At 48.4% G+C, this 20330-nt stretch carries 15 protein-coding genes; 9 read left to right on the top strand and 6 right to left on the bottom strand.

Translation table 11 applies throughout. The features are described 5' to 3' along the window. Genes dptG through AB5Y67_RS02220 form a run of 7 tightly spaced genes read left to right on the top strand, consistent with a single transcriptional unit; the run spans position 1 to position 11677 of the window. Positions 1-1329 (top strand): DNA phosphorothioation-dependent restriction protein DptG, encoded by a 1329-nt coding sequence (gene dptG / locus AB5Y67_RS02190; RefSeq protein ID WP_201941668.1) that lies wholly within the window; start codon positions 1-3, stop codon positions 1327-1329. Then, positions 1310-6412: a DNA phosphorothioation-dependent restriction protein DptH gene (gene dptH / locus AB5Y67_RS02195; protein WP_199428762.1), complete on the top strand. Its 5103-nt coding sequence runs from the start codon at positions 1310-1312 to the stop codon at positions 6410-6412. The genes dptG and dptH overlap by 20 nt, the downstream gene beginning before the upstream one ends. 2 nt (positions 6413-6414) lie before the next feature. Then, on the top strand, positions 6415-6756 hold the full coding sequence (locus AB5Y67_RS02200) for a hypothetical protein (protein ID WP_082187515.1): 342 nt from the start codon (positions 6415-6417) through the stop codon (positions 6754-6756). 21 nt (positions 6757-6777) lie between these two features. After that, on the top strand, positions 6778-8886 hold the full coding sequence (locus tag AB5Y67_RS02205) for a DEAD/DEAH box helicase family protein (protein WP_201941667.1): 2109 nt from the start codon (positions 6778-6780) through the stop codon (positions 8884-8886). Next, positions 8883-9101, top strand: coding sequence for a hypothetical protein (locus AB5Y67_RS02210; RefSeq protein WP_005361238.1), 219 nt, complete (start codon positions 8883-8885; stop codon positions 9099-9101). The genes AB5Y67_RS02205 and AB5Y67_RS02210 overlap by 4 nt, the downstream gene beginning before the upstream one ends. Beyond that, entirely contained in the window at positions 9098-11227 is a 2130-nt protein-coding gene (locus AB5Y67_RS02215; protein ID WP_199428759.1) for an AAA family ATPase, read from the top strand. The genes AB5Y67_RS02210 and AB5Y67_RS02215 overlap by 4 nt, the downstream gene beginning before the upstream one ends. An 18-nt stretch (positions 11228-11245) precedes the next feature. Continuing rightward, a complete protein-coding gene (locus AB5Y67_RS02220; RefSeq protein ID WP_199428758.1) occupies positions 11246-11677 on the top strand; it encodes a hypothetical protein in 432 nt (143 codons plus the stop codon). A gap of 89 nt (positions 11678-11766) precedes the next feature. Here the strand turns inward: AB5Y67_RS02220 and dndE are convergent, their stop codons facing one another. From dndE to AB5Y67_RS02250, 6 genes are all read right to left on the bottom strand, one after another. Next, a complete protein-coding gene (gene dndE, locus AB5Y67_RS02225) occupies positions 11767-12120 on the bottom strand; it encodes a DNA sulfur modification protein DndE (protein WP_005361235.1) in 354 nt (117 codons plus the stop codon). Then, the gene (gene dndD, locus AB5Y67_RS02230; protein ID WP_368207567.1) at positions 12120-14138 is read right to left on the bottom strand and encodes a DNA sulfur modification protein DndD; all 2019 of its coding nucleotides are present in this window, start codon (positions 14136-14138) and stop codon (positions 12120-12122) included. The genes dndE and dndD overlap by 1 nt, the downstream gene beginning before the upstream one ends. Next, the gene (gene dndC, locus AB5Y67_RS02235) at positions 14128-15762 is read right to left on the bottom strand and encodes a DNA phosphorothioation system sulfurtransferase DndC (RefSeq protein WP_199428080.1); all 1635 of its coding nucleotides are present in this window, start codon (positions 15760-15762) and stop codon (positions 14128-14130) included. Before dndC ends, dndD begins: the two co-directional genes overlap by 11 nt. Then, positions 15759-16844 carry a DNA sulfur modification protein DndB gene (gene dndB, locus AB5Y67_RS02240; protein WP_041209432.1) on the bottom strand — a complete coding sequence of 362 codons (1086 nt, stop codon included), beginning with the start codon at positions 16842-16844 and terminating at the stop codon, positions 15759-15761. The genes dndC and dndB overlap by 4 nt, the downstream gene beginning before the upstream one ends. 134 nt (positions 16845-16978) lie before the next feature. Continuing rightward, a complete protein-coding gene (locus AB5Y67_RS02245) occupies positions 16979-19003 on the bottom strand; it encodes a DNA phosphorothioation-associated putative methyltransferase (RefSeq protein ID WP_199428079.1) in 2025 nt (674 codons plus the stop codon). Continuing rightward, complete coding sequence (locus AB5Y67_RS02250; RefSeq protein ID WP_201941662.1) at positions 19003-19500, bottom strand: hypothetical protein; 498 nt, start codon at positions 19498-19500, stop codon at positions 19003-19005. The genes AB5Y67_RS02245 and AB5Y67_RS02250 overlap by 1 nt, the downstream gene beginning before the upstream one ends. 311 nt (positions 19501-19811) lie before the next feature. Between AB5Y67_RS02250 and umuD the strand changes: the two genes are divergently transcribed. Further along, a complete protein-coding gene (gene umuD / locus AB5Y67_RS02255) occupies positions 19812-20255 on the top strand; it encodes a translesion error-prone DNA polymerase V autoproteolytic subunit (protein WP_025327594.1) in 444 nt (147 codons plus the stop codon). Beyond that, positions 20236-20330 (top strand): hypothetical protein (locus AB5Y67_RS02260; protein ID WP_368207568.1); only part of this gene is annotated, 95 nt, incomplete at its 3' end. The genes umuD and AB5Y67_RS02260, both read left to right, overlap by 20 nt.

The raw sequence follows: 20330 nt of genomic DNA on the forward strand, positions 1-20330 counted from the left end.
ATGTCTCTGTATCCAATTCCTGCCGGATTAGCTCCGGTTGATAAAAACAAGCTCACCAACTACTGGCCCATTCGCAACAAAGGCAATGAGTTTGACTGGGATACCGTGACAGGTGTCGTGCTGGGGCTGTCCTTGCGCAAGCAGGTGACTGCCTATGAATTCGAGCAGTTTAAGGAGGAGTGCAAAGCCCGGTTTGCAGGCAAGCTCGACGATCCTGATTTTTGGCAGGTGCTTGAGCGAGCCTATTTTTCAAATGATGCACTCTTTCATATTTCACCGCTGTTCCTGTTGTTTAAGGCCAAAGGTAAGAAGAGTGGACAAGCCGATCTCAGCGCACCAGATACGCGGTTGTGCAAATTGTTTGCAGGTCTGTTGGGGAATTTCTTCCTGGAAGATGCGCTCGATGACAAGCTCAACTTTGTCGAGCAAGAACTGCTGTCCGTTTTGCAAGGCAGGCTGCAAAGCGGCAACCTGGTAAAAAATGAGGATGAGCAACCTTATCTACCTTTTTTGAATGCCGTATTTCGTGAAGATATTCGCTTTTTGGCTGCGCATCCCCAGTATCTGCTGCAAGCCTTGCCTGGCACACTCAAGCTGTATGCCTTTGCTTACTGTGCTCAGCTGGCACTGAATGTGACCGATTGGCAACATGAGCCCCAAAGCAAGCCTCTCTACTTTATTCTCGATTCGGAAAAGGCCAGCTCTGAACGTACATCGGTAAAGCGTTCTGGCTACAAGCTGCTGGCGGCTGCCAGCGAGCGGGTTTTCCCGCTGCTTTCCGCCCTTGACGTGCTGCAGTTGCCAGGGGATGCCAAGAAAAGACCGCTCTGGCAGGTTTATCGCGATGCCACGGCATATGCTGACCAGACTCAGTTGCTGGAAGATTTGAACAACTATCTACAGGCCTTTAGAGAGAAGCGCGGGTTACGGCCTGAGCGTCCTCTCACAAACAGCGTGGCAGAAGCCTTCGAGCAGCTCAAAGAGTTTGCACTTGAGCAATTCCGTGATGCCAATACCTCCCGTGGCGGCGTGAACAAGAAATATGTCAAAGAGCTGGAAGAGAAGCTGCTCAGTGATTTTATTCAGGCCCGGGGGGCCGCTGGCCGCACCCTGGTACTGAATCAGGATCAGCTGTTGCTGTTGACCAATCTCACCATCGGCAAGGCCGACAAGCTGCGCCTGCACGATCTGCGCAAAGGCTTCGAACAGCGCGGTTTTTATCTTGATAACCAGTCATTGCAGCAACTGGTCAGCTTCTATGAGCGCATGGGCAATGTAGAACGAATGAGTGATAGTGGAGACGCCGTATATGTCCGCAAGACCCTTTGAGCATTTTCTGGCCGAACGTTTTATCGAGTGGGTCAGTGCCGACATTGAGCCGGGCTCTCGTTACCAGTTCAAATCCCCCAGCGCAGAAAACGGTCTGGTGCTCTATCAGTCACTGGTGACCTTTGCTGCCACAAATACGCTGGCTACGGCCGATGGCATTGACCTGCCGTATATAGAGTGCAATGGCGTGCGGGTTTTACCTGTGTTGCATGGTGAGGCTCCGGGATTTACCGAAAACTACATCTCCCGTTTACGTGATCTGGTCGCAGGGCGCAGTGCAGAATTTGAAAAAGCAGCCCTGCTCATTATCCACAACAGCATGCTGGATACCCTGATCAACAGTGCGCTTGATTTGGGGGCGCCCGGTGCTGTCTGGCATCCGGATAGTCTCTCGCAGCAGCTTGGCGCGCTGATAGATGTTGGCAGCAGTAACAAGGAGCTGTCAGCCTGCCTGCTTGAAGAGCAACTGGCCCTCATCACCGAAGAGGGGGCGACCGTGTTTGGTTTTGCTCCTCTGTTCAGTGCACTTGATCAAGATGGGGAACTGAAGTTTGATGAGCTTCAGCTATTCAATGACCCGGTCATTCGGAGCTGGAGCGGCAAGAAGGCCCAGATCAGCAAGCGGCTCCAAGCAAACCGCAAGCTGCGACGCGAGATTGAAGATGCGGTTGAGCATTATGATCTCGATCAGCTCGAGAGTGTCCTGAAAGAGTTCAGCGCCAAGTTTATCCGCCAGCATTTCCAGGATGAGAGCTGGCGTGAGCTGGAATTCGAGGCCTACCTCAAAGAGATTGAAGCCAACAAAGCGCAAAAGTTGCTATTAGAAGAGGTGGCTGTTGACAGTGGTTCGCTGCAACAAAGAGCCAAAAGCCAGAGCAAGGCGGGGCAGCGCGACCTGAGCCTGCTAATCCAGCTCCCGCCGGGAGAGAAAACCCTCAACCTCTCTTTTACCTTCATCGGCAATGATCTGGACGAGAGCCAGTTCAAACTGATGCACAATGGGCCGCTAAAAAATGCGGTCACTTACTCTGTCAGCCGTGTCGGAGGTAAACGCTGCTGGGCGACGGTGACCTTGCCCGTCACAGGAGAACCCACCTTTTTTAGCCTTGAGCTTAAACGCGATAACCGCTCCGAAGAGTACAAGTTCCGCTGTCTGGTGGTAGAGCAGGGAGATTTCTATTTCGATGAGTTGCTGCACTGCTTCCGAGTGGATGCGGGCAAGAAGTGGCTGACCCTGCTGCTGGAAGAGAACAAGTTCAAGGTCAACCCAGAGCAAGACGCCATCATGCATCTGGTTGACGATGAGGGGGAAGTGGACTGCGGCACCTGTGGCTGGGTGAACTTTGATACGCTGGCCGAGCAGAGCGAACAGATCCAGTTTGAGCTGGTCAATGGCGAGCGTCGCTTACCCATCAATATTGAAGGCCCGGCCGCCGACGAGAGTATTTGCGTTCCGCTGCTGTTTGACAGAGATCGTTTCGCCAAGCTGCTCAGAGATGACCGTAATGCCGAGTATCTGCGGGCCAAAGGCAAGATCATTTTCGATAACAGCGAAAGTGGTGTGGCCGGGATCCGCCAGCAGCTGCTGAATCTCGAAGCACGGATGGTTGATGAGCGGGCCTTGTATATCGGTCTGACTGCCGATCCAATGCCACTTGCGGCGATTAGTGCCAGGTTCCCTGATTTACATGGCGCTTATGCCGCCCTGTTTGACTATCTGCAACACAAGAAAACATTGCCGAGCCTGGTGGCCTGGGGCGACAGCTATTGCGCCCTGGTGCAGCGGGTGCTGGATGCCTACGAAGTGGCATTGAGCGAGATACCGACCAATGCGGTGTTGGCGCTCGAGCACAAACAGTTGATGCGCATCGGTCTGTGCCGTCAGGATGAGTGGCAACGCCTTAGTCCGCTGCACCCCTTGGTACTTGCCTATCACCTGCAATTGGTGGCCGAAATAAAAGCCGATCGCGATGAAGATGGCGTCAGTTCTTTTGCCGAATTGCCGGAGGTTACCCGCGAGCGCCTGGTTGCATCTGGCTTGCTGCCTTTCGTCTATGACAATGACTCTGGCTACGCTCATCTGCTGCCGGTGCGGGAGAACAGCTTCTGGCTCGACGTGGTGCCACAAAAGCAGGAGAGCTACAGCTACATCAAGCGTCTGGTGCGCGACAAACTGGCCGAGTTTACCCAGGCCTATTCTCGTCTGTTCAGTGCCGGGGCCAAGAGCACCCTGATCGTCAATGCTATCAATCAGGCGAGTGCGGCAGAGCTCTTCCTCGGTTTGATCGAGCACTTCAAGCTGCACAAAGAGCAGGCGATCGCCATTCATGTGAACTTCTACGATGAGCGGTTGCAATTCAATGACTTCGACCGCTTTGCCGAAACGGCCGCTTATGACGAGCTGAAAGCCTGGCTTGGCTTGAACACCACTGCGCTGCGCGCTGAGGCCGATATGCTGATCGACCTGATCCGCTGCCGCCTGACCTACAGCAAGTTCACCCTGCCCAACGAGCGCGAGCAGTTTGCATATGCCCATCTGGCGTTCTTCCGTAACCAGGAGCCGGTAGAGTGCCATCCCATCAATACCGATGAAGCTCTGAGTGGTGTGCTGTGTGATGGCTTGATCGCCGGGGAAGCGGCCGAAACGAAAGGGGCGGCCTATTTCACCGCCTTTGGTTTGCGTGGCGTGCCCTATCAAGGGGTGCAGTCGCTGCGGGTGGCTCGCCTGCTGGGCAACCTGTGGCAACCGGCCAGCCAGAGCAATGCCCAGTATCTAGCAACCAGCCTGGGGCTGGCGGTCAGTGCTGATTTCAAGGCACTGCTGACCCGCTCTTATGACAGCGCACTGTGGACCACCATCATCGATCCCAAGGTGACTCTCGATTTCTTCACCAGTCAGCAGGATGTGGTGCTGATCCACTACTCGGATCAATACACCAGTGCGGCCGGTTATGACGCCATCACGGTGACCAAGCAGGTAGACCTCTTTAAACGCTTGCTGCAAAAAGAGGGTCATGGACAAGGGGAGACGTTGCTCTCCGAATTCAATGCCTTCAACGGCGAATGGCTGCTCAAGATGCTCACGGCCAACGACAAGGAGCGCAAAGAGAAGAACGGCATCATCGGAGCCTACAAGTTTGTCTCGGCCTTGTTGCGTCAATCCGATATCTGCTGGGTCCCCCTCTCCGTGGCCGAGATGATCCGCGTCTCCGGCAATGTTGGCCTCAAAATGAGCGACAGCGAGTTCTCCCGTCAGGTGCATGGGTATCGCAAAGGGGCCATTTCCGATGACGTGCTCTTTGTCGGCTTCAAGGGCAAGCAACTCTATTTGTTGCCTCTGGAGGTCAAGACCGGTGTCAGACCTGACTTTGCCTATGCCGGGCAACAGGCGCTGGAGCTTAAACGTTACCTGATGGAAGAAGTACTTGGCCCCAACACTCTGGCCGCACGGCTCTACCGTGGTCTCTTTATTCGCCAGGTTCTGATGCAGGTCGACAAGCTTTGCCTCTATCAGGTGATGCAGCCGGCGCAGCTTGCACCGCTGTTGACCGAGCGGGAGTGGTGGCTCAAAGGGGAATATACCCTGGCCTGCGTGCCCGACTACCCCGAAGGCTTTGTGGTCGCCCATATCGAAAACGACAGCTTCTTTGTACCTCACTACCAGATGACCGAGCGGGGCGTATTGCAGGTTGAACTGCCCTACGCCTTGCTGGGTAGCCTTATTCAGGCCTGTAGCGCCCCTGCGCTTGATGAGCTGGTGACCCTGTGCCATGTAGACAAACAATATCTGCTGGGGCCCAGAGAAGAGGTGGCGGAGCCTGAGTCTGGCTCTCAACCGCAGCCAAAAGAAGGGGGCAATCAGGCGGTGGATATGGCGCCAGTGGCACTGGCCACTGATACCCAAAACACCTATCCGGTTACCCCAGTAGCGGTGGATACCGGGCTGAGCAGCGAGCCGACAGAGCCCATGCGTATCCTGTTTGGCCACGAGGCGCTGCGGCAAACGCCGCTCTATTGGGAGCCCACCAATACCGCCCGCTTTATGAATACCAATACCGGCATCATAGGCACCATGGGCACCGGCAAAACCCAGTTTACCAAGTCGCTGATCACCCAGCTGATGCGCCAGCAAGACAACAATGTCGAGGGAGCACGGATCGGCCTGCTGATCTTCGATTACAAATCTGACTATGTGGATGATGCTTTTAGCGAGGCAAACCAGAGCAAGCGGCTGCGGTTGTATCGCCTGCCGTACAATCCGCTCTCGCTCTATGGCGATATGCCGATGCTGCCGGTGCATACCGCGACCGGGTTTGCCGAGACCCTGGCCAAAGCCTTTGGCCTCGGGCCCAAGCAGCAGCTGCGGCTGCGCAAGTTGATCCTCGATGCGTATGAGCTGGCGGGGATCAGCAGGTCTGACGCCAGCACCTGGTCAAGGCCTGCGCCAACCTTGGCCCAGGTATGGGATCTCTATCTTGAACAGGAGAAGGTAGAAGAAGACTCTCTCTATGCAGCGCTCGACTCGCTGGTCACTTACGAGATCTTTGAAACCATGCCGGATAAGGTGAGCTCCCTGTATGAGCTGCTCGATGGGGTGACGGTGATCGAGCTGGCGGGCTACTCACCCCAGATCCAGAACCTGGTGGTAGCCCTGACGCTGGATCTCTTCTATTCGCAGATGCAAAAGCGCGGCAAACCGCAAGTCAACGGCGATTATCGCCAGATCACCAAGATGATCCTGGTCGACGAGGCCGACAACTTTATGTCGCAGGACTTCCCCAGCCTGCGCAAGATCCTGAAAGAGGGGCGCGAGTATGGGGTAGGGGTGATCCTCTCAACCCAGGACTTGAGCCACTTTAAAACCGGGGAAAACAACTACGGCTCTTATATTTTGACCTGGGTGGTGCATCGCGTCGCCGAGATCAAGAATGCCGATATCAAGGCCATCTTTAATAAAGATGATAAGACCGAGCAAGAACAATTAATGGAAACCATCCGCAAACTGGATAAGCATTTTAGTCTCTATATTAATGGGGACAAGCGTATTGCTAAGATACGAGATATAGCATTTTGGGAATTGTGATTATGAATCTAATTAAAAATAAAAACAATTTAACTAAAGAAGAAGTTTTTGCTTATAAAACGTACGTCGAGAGTGTAAAGATAAATGAGGAAATCGTTACGTTGCGTGAGTGGTATGATTCTTCACCAGAGAAAAGTGTGGAGCTTGAACAATATATGCTTGAGTATAAAAATCTCGGCAGACTAGGTAAAGAATTACACAATAGGAATGTTCCTCGTGTAACAGAAAGATTTGGTGACAAGATCAGAACTCATGTTGAGGCAACATATAAACGAGGAGTTCTGGACTATGCAGCACCACTATGTGCTATAGCTTGTTGTATCAACAGGTCGAGATGTAAGTAGCATATTAATTAATGTTGTGATATGGCGGAATTTAAAGGGGGCATTATGTTGCAGTTAAATCCAATTTACTTTCCTAATGAGGTAAACATATCAAATGAATTGTTTTTGCCGATAGCTAAAGTAGCGAAATCATTTGACTGCATGTCTGGTTATTTTTCATCCAGCATGTTAAGGGAGCTTGCTAGACCACTAGCTATAATTTTCAAAAGCAATATAAAATGTAGAATGATTATTAGCCCTTATCTTTCAGATGATGATAGGAGAGCAATAATAGAAACTTATGAAAACAAAGAGAGTTTATTGAGGTATTTAATCAATGTTGTAGATTGTGATATTTCAGATTTTGAGTTGAAAACCATTTATATGCTGCAATATCTCTTACTTACTAATAAATTAGAGATAAAGTTTGCAGTGTTAAGAAGTGGCTTATTTCACACAAAGGCTTGGATTTTTCAGACTGACGATGGTCCGATAGCTCTGCATGGATCTTCAAATGCAACACTGTCTGGTTTGAGTATGAATTTTGAGCAAATCTGTGTGAGTCAGTCTGTCTCTGATGCCAATTCAAAAGTTGTTTGTGTTGAGTTGCAAGACCGTTTTGATACTTATTGGTCTGGTAATATAGAAAATACTATTGTGTTTGGATTAAATCAAAAAACTATTGATTCAATTAAAAATATAAAATCTGACAATAGTATAAAGTCAATGTCCTATGAAGAAATAGAACAAGCATTTTCAAACAAATGCAAAAATGATGATTTTTTAACCAATGTAGATGATTTTTTAACCAATGCAGATGATAGATTAATAATTCCAGATTGGTATGAATATGAAAGTGGTAATTATTCTCACCAAGGGGAGGCTCTAAATGCTTGGTTGAATTCTCCAAACCGAGGCATTCTGTCTATAGCTACAGGAGGGGGAAAAACACTAACATCCTTACTCTGCGCATCAATTAGTTTGAAAGATAGCCCTGCGTTAGTTGTTATCGCTGTTCCAACGTCACCACTGATAGAGCAATGGGCGCTAGATGTACGAAAATTCAAAATTGAACCTTTTGTAGCTAATGGTATCGGTAATCGAGCTATTTCAGTTGAGCTAAAAAGTATCGCAAGAGAGGTTAGATTATCTAATAAAGTCAAAGTGGTCATCATAACTCATGATGCATTAACAAATACCGGCGTTTTCGACGCGCTTAAAAATATAAAATGTCGTAAGTTTTTAATCGCAGATGAAGTTCATAATCTTGGGGCTGAATCATTTGTTAATACCCCCCCTACTTTTTTTGATTATGCTTTAGGATTGTCTGCAACACCTATAAGGCAATATGATGAGACTGGGAGTGAGAAATTATTAAGTTATTTTGGAGGGGTGATATATGATTTTCCTTTAGAGCGTGCTATTGGAACATGTTTAACTCCATATGAATATTATATTCACCCAGTTTATTTAAATAGTAATGAGACTGAGGAGTGGCTTGCTTTATCCGATAAAATAAAGAAAAATTATTGGAAGGCTGAGTCTGGAGATGATTCCTATACTAATCTGATGTTGATAAAGCGTAAGGCAATAATTGAATCCGCTGAAAACAAAATACTAGCACTGAAAAGCGTTATTGAAACTTACGGCATAGAATCAAAGACACTAATTTTTACCACTGATAAAAATCCAACTCAGCTAGATAATGTTAATGCTTTGATGAGAGAGCTGAATGTTAGATATCATCAAATAACTGCTGAAGAAACGCGAGATAAAAAAAATATCGCCTCTATAATTTATGATTTTTCTCAAGGTAAAACTCAAGTTATTACGTCCAAGAGAGTTCTTGATGAAGGATTCAATATCCCAGATGTTTCTATTGCATATTTTATTGCTAGTAGCAGTGTAAAGCGTCAATGGATTCAACGGATGGGACGTGTTCTTAGAAAGTCTGAAGGAAAAAGCAAGGCGATAATTCATGACTTCGTTGTTATTCCACCTGCTGGCGTTATCGATAAAACTATTATATCTATAATTGATGGTGAAATATCTAGAGTTGAAGAAATGAGTCGTTTATCACTTAATCAATTATCTGAAAAAGAAAGCTATAATGTGATCTCTGAATTGTTAAAAATTAAGGAGGCTTTATGAGTATATCCTATAAAAACATCTCTGGCATGCTTAAGGATGTCATTGATGAAAGCCCTGAAATAGATCAAAAATCGAAAGATATGCTCTATGGACTATGCCAGCAACTTTTCTTTATTGAGTCATCAGGAATTAATGATTCTGAAAAAAAGAATCAAATTAAAAACAAAATCATACATGTAAGTAGTAATATACGAAACGGGGGGGTAATAGAATGAAATTAATTAGAGCTGTTTTCAAAAACTTTAGATTATTACAGGACGTTGTATTTGACTTCTCTGTGGATAAGGAGAAGAAGCTAACAGTAATTAGAGCTGCCAATGAGTCTGGAAAAACCACGGCCGAGACAGCTTTGATATGGTGTTTATACGGCTCTGAGGTAATAGATCCTAAAAACCAATATCCTCTGCATCCAGCACAAGAAAAAAACAAGGGGATAAAGGAATTCAAAATCTCAGTGGAAGTGGAGTTCGAGACAGAAGAAATCGTTGAAAAGAAAGGGATTACGGCTGTTTTTAAACAACGATATAAGTTGGTTAGAACTTGTGTAGAAAAAATTGATCCATCTAATATTAATATCTTTAAAAGAGTGCATGAGTCTATTGATATGTACCAATGTTCGGATGGTGGTGAAAGTCGAGTGTTAGATACACAGGCTAAATTGGTAATTGAGCGAGCGTTACCAAACAATCTCCGAAGCATATACTTTACAGATGGCGATAGTGCGATGTCATTTATTGACTCATCAGCTGCACAGCAACAGAAAAAAACAAGAGTTAGGAGTGCGATAGAATCGTTGCTTGCGTTGAATAATTTGAATGAATTACATCGTATATTGAATTCAATTGTTATTGATTTCTCAAAGCAGATTGATAAAAACAATTATGGTCAGTTATTGGCGGAGGCTGAAACTGAGTGTCAACAGTGCCAAGATTGGTTGAGTGAAAATGAAGAAGAAATCAAGATGTTAGATCAGGAGATTGAATCTTTTGAGAAAGATTTATTGAAAAAAAGAAAAGAAATAGATGACCTTATATCATTAGGTGATAAAGAAAAAATCGTTCGTGATTTGGCTAGATTAACAGCTGATAAAACACGAGAAAGAAATAGTAGCGACACTGCGCTAAAATTACTGTGCTCTAGTGTTGCAAATGATAAGTTTGCTGCTGCTATGTTGGCAGGCAATGTTGATTTTGCAAATAATGCACTACTTAAAATGAAAGAAGAAAAGAGACTTCCACGTCAAAGTATTCCTGTTCTTGAAGAACTCTTAGAACGAGAAATGTGTGTTTGTGGACTACCTCTTGATCCCACTAGTCATGATTGTGCATCAAGAATTAAAACAATTAATGATACTATTACGAATAGTCAGAACAGCGATAAATTACAGAGACGTGCCACTGAGTTAATGTACTCAATTAAAAGTATAGACTTTAACTCATCAGCTAAAGCTTGGATTGATGAATATGCTAGCAATTTTACACTATATGGAAACTCTAGCTCAGCAATAAATCATATATCTGAGCAAATAAAGGAAAAGGAGAAGGAAAAAGACCTAATAGATGACTCGACGATCAAGGAACTTCGATTGTTGGAGGCATCCATAAGAGCCAACATTAAGAAAAAAAGTGAGGAGCTTGGAGGCTTGAATAAAGAGACTGAAATCAAGACATCAAGAATGAAAGACTTAAAACGAGATATAGATCTTTATTCAAAAAAGAAAACGAAAGATGATACATCTTCAGATAATTATAATTTAGCATCTTCAGTTAGAACGATATTCGAAGAGGTATTATCCAGAATCAAAGAGCAAGAGATAAAGAAAGTCAGTTTTGAAATGAATAGAATATTTCTTAAGATGATCGGTGCTTCCTCTGCTGATCCTGAATTCTATTTCATTGAATCGGCGGAGCTAACAGATGATTTTGAAATAAGAGTATATGGAAAAGGTAGACATTTATTAGACCCTGACAAGGACTTGAATGGTGCTTCAAGGCGTGCTATTACACTAGCTTTTATACTTGCATTAACAAAAGTTAGCAAAGTTGAAGCTACTAATGTAATTGATACTCCTCTTGGCATGATGTCTGGTTATGTGAAGAGGGCTGTACTAGAAAGTCTTATTAGTGAGGGGTCGCAGATTGTTCTCTTTCTTACGCACTCAGAAATACTTGGTGTTGAGGATATCATTGATAAATATGCAGGAAAAGTATTTACATTGACTAACCCAGCTCATTATCCAACTCAATTGAAATATAGACCAACAGCTGATTCCGTTCATATCATTCGCTGTGATTGCTCACACAGAGTGGTTTGCAGTGTTTGTGAAAGAAACTATGTCTGATATATTTCGAGGTGTAAAATGAGTAATATCTTTTCAAGATTCTCAATATGTCTTCCATTGGTCTATCAAGATAGAATTAAACAATTTTGCTCAACTGCAGGGAATACAACCACAAGAGATTTTGTTCCATTTAATAGACAGGTTGATTTCTGGTTTTTTTGTTTATGCTTTGGGTTCAAACGAGGCATTTCACAATCCAATGTAAAGTTTGAAACGTACGAAGCAATAAGTGCAGATATTCTAGATGAAAATAGAGTTAACTTTATGCAGTTAATTGCTATTTCGTGTGAAAACGACATAAATATTATTATTGATGAAAAAAGAATGTTTGATATTTGCGTCAGCATTGTCAATAGTTCAATACCCATAGTGCTTGATATTCTTTCGGATATTGAAGGGAAACCTTTACTTAATGTTTGTGATGCAATCGAAGATCTGATTGGGTCTTGAGTTTTGGTTGGTAAATCATTGAAAATGAGGCCGCTCGCCAAAAAAGTGAGTGGCACTCATTAAATATAAATTTTTGTTGTGGATAATAATTATATCCGCAAGGCTAACACTAGATCACGTAGGCTTCTATGATTTCTCAGTGCTGAAATACCATCCTCAACATGGGCCGCCCAGGCTTTTATCCACTCTTTATTATCCAGGTCAGGATAAATCATCTGGAGGGTGAGCTCGGTCACAGCCAGTGTTTCTCCCAGCCAGGTGATTTTGTCGAGCACTAGGTTGCCATCCAGCTTTTTATGGTCCGGGCGGTAACGAAAATCAGTTTCCACTGAACGAAAAAAAGCCAGGCGAGCTGCCACATTGGGAGTGATCCCGGTATTGGCTTTTAATCGTTTAAGCTGCTCTTCCGTTTGGCGGGTGAGCTGCATGCGATTCGGGAGCATTAACAAACCTCCTTGGCTTGCACTTGGGCAAGACTCTCTTTCCAGAAGTAGCCCTTGGTCAGCTTTGATGATTTAGTCAGCGCATCAAAGCGGATCTGATAGGCATGTGAGATATCATCAGCAAGGGTACTGGCAAAATAGCGTTCATCCACTTCTGTATCAGTCGACAGCAATATCACCTGATGACTGGCAAAGGGGAAGTAGTGGTGAATCAGCTTGTCTCTATGGTGTGAGTCAAGACGCCCCAGCGGGGTATCAATAATGACCGGCAGTTGTCGACCTGATGTTTTGGCCAACGCTTCCAGGATTGCGATGGCATAAATTTGCTTCTCACCGGCAGAGAGCGCCTTTCTATTGATGGCAATCCCCGCTTCGTCTACCAGCTCCACATCAAAGGTGTGAGGATTGATCCTGGCTTTAATCTGCAGGTCTTCTTTTCTGGCCAATTTTCGGTAGGCTACTTCAAAATTCTGCTCCAGCGTTTTAACCCGAGCTTGGGTCAATACATCGCTGTATTCATCCAGCAAACTGATGGTGTCATTGGCATATTGTACAGCACTCACAGAACTATATTGCTCTCTGGCTTTATCGTGTAATTTCTGGATCTGGCGTGCGCAATCCAGTTGGCTCATTACCGCTTGCTTGGCTTGTTCCAGCAGTGCCTTGTATTTGTGGCGCTCTTCTTGCCGTTGACTGTCCATCTCTCGCAGGGTTTGGAAGATATCCATCAGCTGCTCATCATCCGGCGCCCTTTCAATATTGCTGGCTGCTTGCTCCAGTTGATGTTCAACCTCGGCCAATTCACGACGCTGTGCATCAAATTTGCTCCAAGCCCGTTGGCAATCCTCACTGATTGCCGCGATGATGACGTGAGTCTCGCGCTCAGAGATATCAAAGAGGACTTCACCTTGCGGCTTGTTGGCCATAAAGCTGTCAAGCTGCTCTTCGATCGCCTGGGTTGTGATGGCCAGCGTCTCTTTACCTTTAAAGCCGATATTGGCTTTAAGCTGTTCGAGAAAAAGATTGAGCTCTTGGGAAAAGCTGCGAGCCCTTTTTATCTCTATTTCTCTGGCCAGCTGTTGCTGCAGTTTGGCCATGGTGTTGGGGGCCAGTGCAAAGGGGAGGGATCCATCACATTCATGGCGCAGACTCTTTTCAAGCTGTTCTTTTTCTTTTACCAGTTCAGCTACTTTCTGCTGCTCCTGATTTTTTGTCCGCGCAAATGCACCACCTTGTGCTGCCAGCATGGCTTCATATTTCTGAATATCCTGGGTAATCAGGCCAATCCTTGCCATCACCAAGTCAGCTTCAAATCGATTATGTTCGGCCTGTTTGGCAAACTGTTTTTTATTCTGCTCCAGCTCGGCCAACTTGTGCTGTTGTTGGGTGCCCAGCTCTTTGGCTCCTTGCTGCTTTAAATAGATGCCAAGGTCGGTGCGCAGTTTGGAAATTAGATCAAGGCCGAGCAGGCGGCGTACCGCGGTCTGCAGAATCTTGCCCGATTCATCTTCTGCCAATGAGGCGATTTTTTCGCCATCAAAAAAGAAGAGATCAGCAATACCGTGCGGGATTAACTCATTGAGAAAACCCTGGCACTGCTCATAGTTAAGCTCGTCCAGCTCGACCCCATTTTGCAGCAGCTTGAGTCTATCTTTTTTATTGCGACTCCAGCTGCGAATAACGGTAAATTCAGACTCAGTGCCCCCTTGATTATAGGTAAACACCAGCTCGACAGAGGCATCGCGCGGTTGTAGTGCTTTGCTGACGCCGTTATGGATCAGTGCAGTAAGTTGGTCAATATAGTCCTGATTGTGGAGCAGGTTATCAAAGGCCAGACGTCCATATAGCGCTAAACGGATGGCTGACAAAATCGACGTTTTGCCTGCGCCGTTGAGGCCACCAAACAGCACGATAGGCCTATCAACGTTCTCATTTCCACGTTTTTGTGGGGTCAGCTCTATTTCGTGGTGACCACGAAATACACGAAAGTTATGCAAGACCAACTTCTTAATGATCATTTTTTACTGCCTCACTAAACAGTGCTGCTATATCGTCGGCTTGCGCCAATTGTTTTTGCAATTCAGTAAGCGACTGTTCAATTTGTTCAACTTCTTCTTGATAGAGATCGCGCTCATTGCGCTTTTGCAATTGTGCCTGTTTCTGCTCTATGGCTTCGAGGCTGCCCCAATCTTGTTTCAGGATGGTTCCTATTTTGGCGAAGACGCCTTGGCGGCGGCTAAGCCCTTCAAGGGATATTTCGAGCTCTATCAGCTTCATCACCATCTCGGGCTCGACATCATAGCCCTGGCTTAGTTGTGCCAGCAGCTCGGCATCGCTGGCGTTGAAGCGTGACTGATCGTCGATTAGCCAGTCGAGGTCTTCGCCATACACTTCCCGATATATAGCTGGCAGTGAGTCATTCCAATCCGGTTCGTTAGGGTCAGTTAACCACTCCTGGCGAATCGCATGCAGCTCCGGTTTGGTGATCAGAGTAATGGTGTGGCCACGCAGGTTGAGGTCACGCTCCATCTCGAGCAGCTCTTTGAGCCACTCTTGGCGGTATCTCAGCCAATAAGGGCCGGGGACGTGCTTGCGCTCTGCGCTAAGCTCTTCACCCTCTTTGGCGTATTGGTAGCTCACCTTGCCGGTACGGCGCTTGTAGTTACGGTAGGTATCTTTTTGCGCAGGGTCTGTGGTCAGAGCTAGCTGATTACGAAACTTGAGCAGGGGTAGCATCCAGTCTTCGCCGTTTTGGATCAGGCTCTCCATGGCCCGGTCTTTGGTGACCACGGTACAGGTCCAGCAACCAAAGCGTGAATTACCACAAGAGGGGGTGCTGTCATCAATGACCAATGGGCACTCACCCTGACCCGAGGAGTCCATATAAAGAGTCCAGAGCGGGCGGTTATTGCCACCCCAGGGATTTTCCCATTCCTCCACATCATCCGGCGCATATTTGAAGGCGCCGCGCAGCAGTTTCCAGACATCCTCAACATCCCAAGTGTCGATAGGGGTGTAAATGAAGGCATTCGCCAGCGTGGTATGGCGGGCAAGTCGGGTTCCATCAATCTTGTGCTTGGCAATGACCTGGGCACGGGAAGCACTCTCGCTGCTGCGAGAGCCGAGCACAACGATCACCTCTTCAAACTGGCTGACCTTGTCTTTGATAAAGTCACTGACCGGGTTGATCTTCATTCGCTCGGTACACCAGCGGAAGCTGCGAGTCGGGGCAGGGTAGCCTTTGCCGAGCAGGTTTACCCAAAACGTCTCATGGGTTTTGGGTACTACAGGGTGAGAGGTAATGGGTAACGCATCGCGTTTGGCGCCCTTTTCGATTTGATCCATGGTCCGAATGATCAAATCGACGACAACAGGGGTCTCGACCAGGGTGTCAGATGAAACGACAAAGACATCTTTGTGGCGCATTGCAGGCGGTAACCCCAGCAGTGCCAGATAGACCAGCGTCAGCACAGCAGAAGAGTCTTTACCTCCGCTATAACCAATGACCCAGGGACGTTTGTCTGCGCAATAGATTCGTTGTACTTCAGCTACGTATTCTGCCAGCGGACGGCCAGCAAAGGGTTCGGTATTGATGAAATCTTCGTAATCGGCCAGATCATGGGCCTGAATCAAGGGGTTCATTGAGAGACAACCTGAGCTTCAAGTACCTTCTCCTCAGGGGTGAGGGGGAGGTTTAGTGAGGTTTTAAGGGCGTTACAGGTAAGCTGGAGCGCTGTGGTGGATTTGCTTAGCTTGCCATGCGACATGGTTCTGCGAATCCATTCCGGGTTGGTTTTGCGCCAATCAATGGTCTTGAGCTTACCAAGGTCTGCTTGCCAGGTATCAGGATGCTCGCTTATCAAAAAGCGGCCGAGCATACCGAGAGCTTGCAGGCCGACGCCGTGAGCATGGACATACTCCTGCCGGAGTTGGGCAGGTGATACTTCTTTGCGACTGGCCATCTGCCAATCCGGCATCTGGTCGTAGACCGCTTTCCAATAGAGTGCCGCCAGCTTGGCCTCTTCATCTGTGCAGCCCTCTTTAGGTCCCTTGCCCAGTAGGGCTCGGGTTGCCTGCTTGATACTACTTAAGGTGAAGAGCTTGCTGGAGAGCTGGGAGATGCTCGACTTTTCCATCTCAGTAAGCCCGACGAAGGGCTCCATGCTGGTAGCCAGATGGCGAGCAAGCTCAGAGCCTTGATCTCTATGGTCATAGAGCGTTGACAGTGACGGACTGGGTTTGACCGCGTACTTGTTGAGATCAGCAAACATTTGCTGGCTTCGGGTTAACCCTTCATCGACAAAGAACAAGACAGGGATGTTGTCCTGACCCAGTTCGGGGCGCTCTACCAACGCCTCTTCGATAGCTTTACGGCGGTGCTGACCATCGTTGATCAGGATCTGTGCATCCATGGGCACTCGTAAAGTGCCCAGGTTGTTGGAGCCGGGGTGTTCAGCAAACTCGACGTCAACAGCAATTGACGCAGTCAAGGCAGAGAATACGTAATCCTTGGGATTCTCCAAGAGGTATCGCACCATTTCCGGGATCCGGGATTTGTTCAATGTGCGTTGCGCCCGCAATTCAGGGGGGACTTCGCTCTCATCGAAGTTGAAAATTTTGGGGATGATGCGCATCGGGCAGGTCGCGATATAGAAGGGGCGACCGGCTTGTATCCCACGCACTGCGGGGAATGAGTAGCAGTAGTCAGCGTCGAAGTGGTTCATGATGATGCTCCTGGCTAGTCCTGCTTCAAGTCTAGATTTACGTCAAAATTAACGTAATCACATGTTGTTATAAGACTGTGGATTAGGTTTTAGCGAGGAATAAGTGGTTTTTACGTTATTTTGGGGCGCTGATTTTACTCTTTTACGCTACAAATACGAAAGCCTGAAATTCGCCTTTTTTGCTCTTTGAGAGCTGATTCATATTGTTGGCGACTCAAGTGATGCTCTGTTTCCAGGTCCATCCCAAGCAGTTTGCTCAATCTTTGCTCCAGTGCTCGTTGTGCCTTGAAGCTCGGATCATCCGGTGCCATCAGATAGCTTTTGTTGAGCAGCGGTGGCCGGGTCTGCTCATTGATGTAGTCAAAGAAGTCGACCTCCTGCTCGGCCATCTTGATCTTGACCCGCTCCACCAGATGGGGGATGGGGTTGCTGAAGTCGTCATACCCCATCAGGCTCACCTTGCCGGAGCGGATGTGCAGCTTGATCACGTCGATATCGGTCAAGTCACCGTAGAGCTGGCAAGCCGCGCCGAGGTAGACACGCAGCAGAGGCGGTAATTGCGCAACAAAGCATTTGTGAAGCAGCAGTGAATGGCTGGGATAGAGCAGGCTGTTAGGTAGCTGTTGATGGGCCAGCTCGCAGGCCTGGTTGATGAGGGCGATATCCGCAATCTGGTAGAGCAGTGCTTTGGCTGCCTGTTGTGCTTGCGGGTTGCCCCCGAAAAAGGCTTTGATATCCCGCTGCAGCTCGCTGGGGTACTGGGTATAGGCTTGGCGTTTGCCAAACAGGTTGAGTGCCAGGTAAACCAGCAAATCTTGCTGCCGCTCCAGCTCGGCCTGCTTTAACTGGGCAAGGTCAAAATGCTGGCCAAGCAGGGTCATGGCTTTGCGATGGCTGCCTGCTATCTCTTTTAACTCGTCGCTTTGTTCAAATTCGTCATTGGCCGGGATTCGGCCAAGGGTCAGCGCCCGCTGCCAGAAGGCTTCAAACAGCGGTTGATGGCGAGTGATCAACAGTGCTGCTGCGGCCTGATGGTTGGGGGTGGGCGAGGTCAGCTGCTGCCAGCTGTGGCTTCGGCGTTGACGCTGTGCCAAAAATCGTTGCTCTTCGAGCTTGTCTTTGAACACGTAAAAGATGCCGGGCCCAACGGCGATGGCATTTTCATCCAGTGTTTTGTCTATGTAGTGCTTGAGCTCGCTTTGGTTGTAGTAGTGCTGAAAGGTGTTGCGCGAGGTGATGACGCCATCTTTATAAGGGGTGAACTGGGCAATAAAGCTGTCGTTGGCCAGCATGGCCGAGACGACCAGCAGGGTTTGGGTCAGCTCCCAGGCGCCGAGCAGTGCCTCCATTCGCTCATCTTGATCCTCAATCACGTTGATCACAAAACCGAGATTGACCAGATGGGAGACCACCTTCTCGCCATCCGGGCGAAAGTTCGGGTCCCAGCCCAGCGCATCAATACCGTGTGCTTCCAGTTCCCGCAGGTCATCCCCTCGGCCGCAACCGTAATCAAACAGCGCATAGTCGCCGTTGAGATAACCATGGCGTGCCAGCATCTTCATGGGGGCCGAGAGTTCATGGCGAACCAACGCGGTTTTATGGCGATCAATTTGTGGGCCCCCCTCTTCGGGCGGCAGGGCGGAGATGCGAAACAGGCGCCCATCAACCAGTTGGTAGCCATGTCTTGCAATAAGCCGCTCCCACGATGCTTTGAAGCCAATCATGCGGGGATGATCGTAAAGTCCCGCCAACTCCCCCTCTTCGGTGATCTGGCGACAGATCTCTGCCTGTGGGTGATCGGGGGTCAGCATGCACTCTTTGCGATGCAGAATGGGGGGATTGTCTTGGCTGTCGTAGCAGGTAACGGTATGGCTCAGTTTGGCCAGGTCAACGGTCACGCTTTGCTTGATACTGGGGTAGGCCTCTTCGAAGAAGGTGGGGTAGCTGAGCAGGGAGAGCCGAAAATCCTGCTTTGCCAACTTGACCAGATCCCATTCACACTCCGGCAGTTTGAGCGCTTGTGCCACCGCACAGACAAAACGGTAGAGCTGTGGGCTAGTCGTGGCCAGGGTTTCTTTGTGCAGATAGACCACGTCGGGCAGCACTTTTTTGTATGGCAGGGCAGCGACCAGTTGCGTGAAGCGCTCGGGGGTCAGCATCAGCACATTCCTTTGAGTTGGGTGAGTGTCAGCCGCTTGGGCATTCGTCTTCCATGGTGAGTGGTGAGTTCGACCAAGGCGCGGTTTTGTTCGGGCCCATAGCTGATGTGCAGTGGCCGGTCCGGGCCATAGAGATAGAGACGATCAAAGGGGGTGTGTTGTGCCAGCCAAAGGGCTACTTGATAGCTGTTTTTCCCTGGGTATATCAGATCCACCGCGGCCCCTTGCCGAGGACAGACAAGTCTTCCTCGCTGATTGAGTTCACAGGCCGCATGTTGATCCAGTGTGGGGGCTATACCGGGGGAGGCGTTGGAAAGAATAGCTTTGCGCAGTGTTACCCCACAAAACCCATAGGTCAGCAATGGGTGACCAAATGTTTCTACCAGCGGATCGAGAATATGCGTTGCCAGTTCACGGTAGGCCAGCCAGCTCTCGCTTTGTTCAGGCAAGTTTGGGCATTGGATGCGTTGCCAAGTTTCACCACAGTGAAACAGCATCTCGAAGGTGAAATGTTGGCTGCAGGATTCCTTTATATCTATGGAGATGCCCCCTAACAGCTATCACAAATGGAAATGAACATGCCACGTTAGGCTGGGAAACCACATTCTGCCTTGACGGTATTATCTGCGGGGTTCCTAGCCAGAAAGCAAAAATTAGCACGCGGTGAGCTTTTCCTGCTATGCCCTTTTGTTGGTGGAAGCATTGGAACTGTGAGTGTGCGTGTGATTCATGCATCTGTGGATGAGGACTTGCGCTGGTTCAAAGGTGGTGCGCTATAATGACTGTATATAAATACAGGTATTTTGCCATGAAGCTGTTAACCCCAGACCCATCACCCGCCGAGGTGACCATCCCGCTGTTCTTGCACCGCGCCTCTTGCGGCTTTCCCAGCCCAGCCAGCGACTATCTGGAAGGGAAGTTGGACCTCAACACCCACTGCGTGGCCCACCCTGCAGCAACCTTCTATCTGCGTGCCGAGGGGGAGAGCATGACCGGGGTCGGCATCTTTCCCGGTGACTTGCTGGTGGTCGATAAGAGCCTCACCCCGCGCCATGGTGATGTGGTGATTGCACTACTCGATGGCGGCTTCACGGTAAAGACCTTACAGCTCAAGCCGAGGTTGCGGCTGTTGCCAGCCAATCCGGCGTTCGCGCCTATCGACCCTTGTATGAGCCTCTCCCTGGAACTGTTCGGAGTGGTCACCCATGTGATTGGCAATCTGAGGCAGCGTGATGGCTATAGCGCTCGTTGATGTAAACAACTTCTACGCCAGCTGTGAGCGGTTGTTTCGCCCTGAGCTGCGTGGCCGCCCGATCGTGGTGCTCTC

Source organism: Aeromonas sp. s12 (assembly GCF_040907925.1).
Lineage (GTDB): Bacteria > Pseudomonadota > Gammaproteobacteria > Enterobacterales > Aeromonadaceae > Aeromonas > Aeromonas veronii.

What these genes read in the sequence shown, in the direction of transcription:
- dptG (WP_201941668.1), top strand. Translation starts at nt 1, where the DNA reads ATGTCTCTGTATCCAATTCCTGCCGGATTAGCTCCGGTTGATAAAAAC.
- dptH (WP_199428762.1), top strand. Translation starts at nt 1,310, where the DNA reads ATGTCCGCAAGACCCTTTGAGCATTTTCTGGCCGAACGTTTTATCGAG.
- AB5Y67_RS02200 (WP_082187515.1), top strand. Translation starts at nt 6,415, where the DNA reads ATGAATCTAATTAAAAATAAAAACAATTTAACTAAAGAAGAAGTTTTT.
- AB5Y67_RS02205 (WP_201941667.1), top strand. Translation starts at nt 6,778, where the DNA reads ATGGCGGAATTTAAAGGGGGCATTATGTTGCAGTTAAATCCAATTTAC.
- AB5Y67_RS02210 (WP_005361238.1), top strand. Translation starts at nt 8,883, where the DNA reads ATGAGTATATCCTATAAAAACATCTCTGGCATGCTTAAGGATGTCATT.
- AB5Y67_RS02215 (WP_199428759.1), top strand. Translation starts at nt 9,098, where the DNA reads ATGAAATTAATTAGAGCTGTTTTCAAAAACTTTAGATTATTACAGGAC.
- AB5Y67_RS02220 (WP_199428758.1), top strand. Translation starts at nt 11,246, where the DNA reads ATGAGTAATATCTTTTCAAGATTCTCAATATGTCTTCCATTGGTCTAT.
- dndE (WP_005361235.1), bottom strand. Translation starts at nt 12,120, where the DNA reads ATGCTCCCGAATCGCATGCAGCTCACCCGCCAAACGGAAGAGCAGCTT.
- dndD (WP_368207567.1), bottom strand. Translation starts at nt 14,138, where the DNA reads ATGATCATTAAGAAGTTGGTCTTGCATAACTTTCGTGTATTTCGTGGT.
- dndC (WP_199428080.1), bottom strand. Translation starts at nt 15,762, where the DNA reads ATGAACCCCTTGATTCAGGCCCATGATCTGGCCGATTACGAAGATTTC.
- dndB (WP_041209432.1), bottom strand. Translation starts at nt 16,844, where the DNA reads ATGAACCACTTCGACGCTGACTACTGCTACTCATTCCCCGCAGTGCGT.
- AB5Y67_RS02245 (WP_199428079.1), bottom strand. Translation starts at nt 19,003, where the DNA reads ATGCTGACCCCCGAGCGCTTCACGCAACTGGTCGCTGCCCTGCCATAC.
- AB5Y67_RS02250 (WP_201941662.1), bottom strand. Translation starts at nt 19,500, where the DNA reads ATGCTGTTTCACTGTGGTGAAACTTGGCAACGCATCCAATGCCCAAAC.
- umuD (WP_025327594.1), top strand. Translation starts at nt 19,812, where the DNA reads ATGAAGCTGTTAACCCCAGACCCATCACCCGCCGAGGTGACCATCCCG.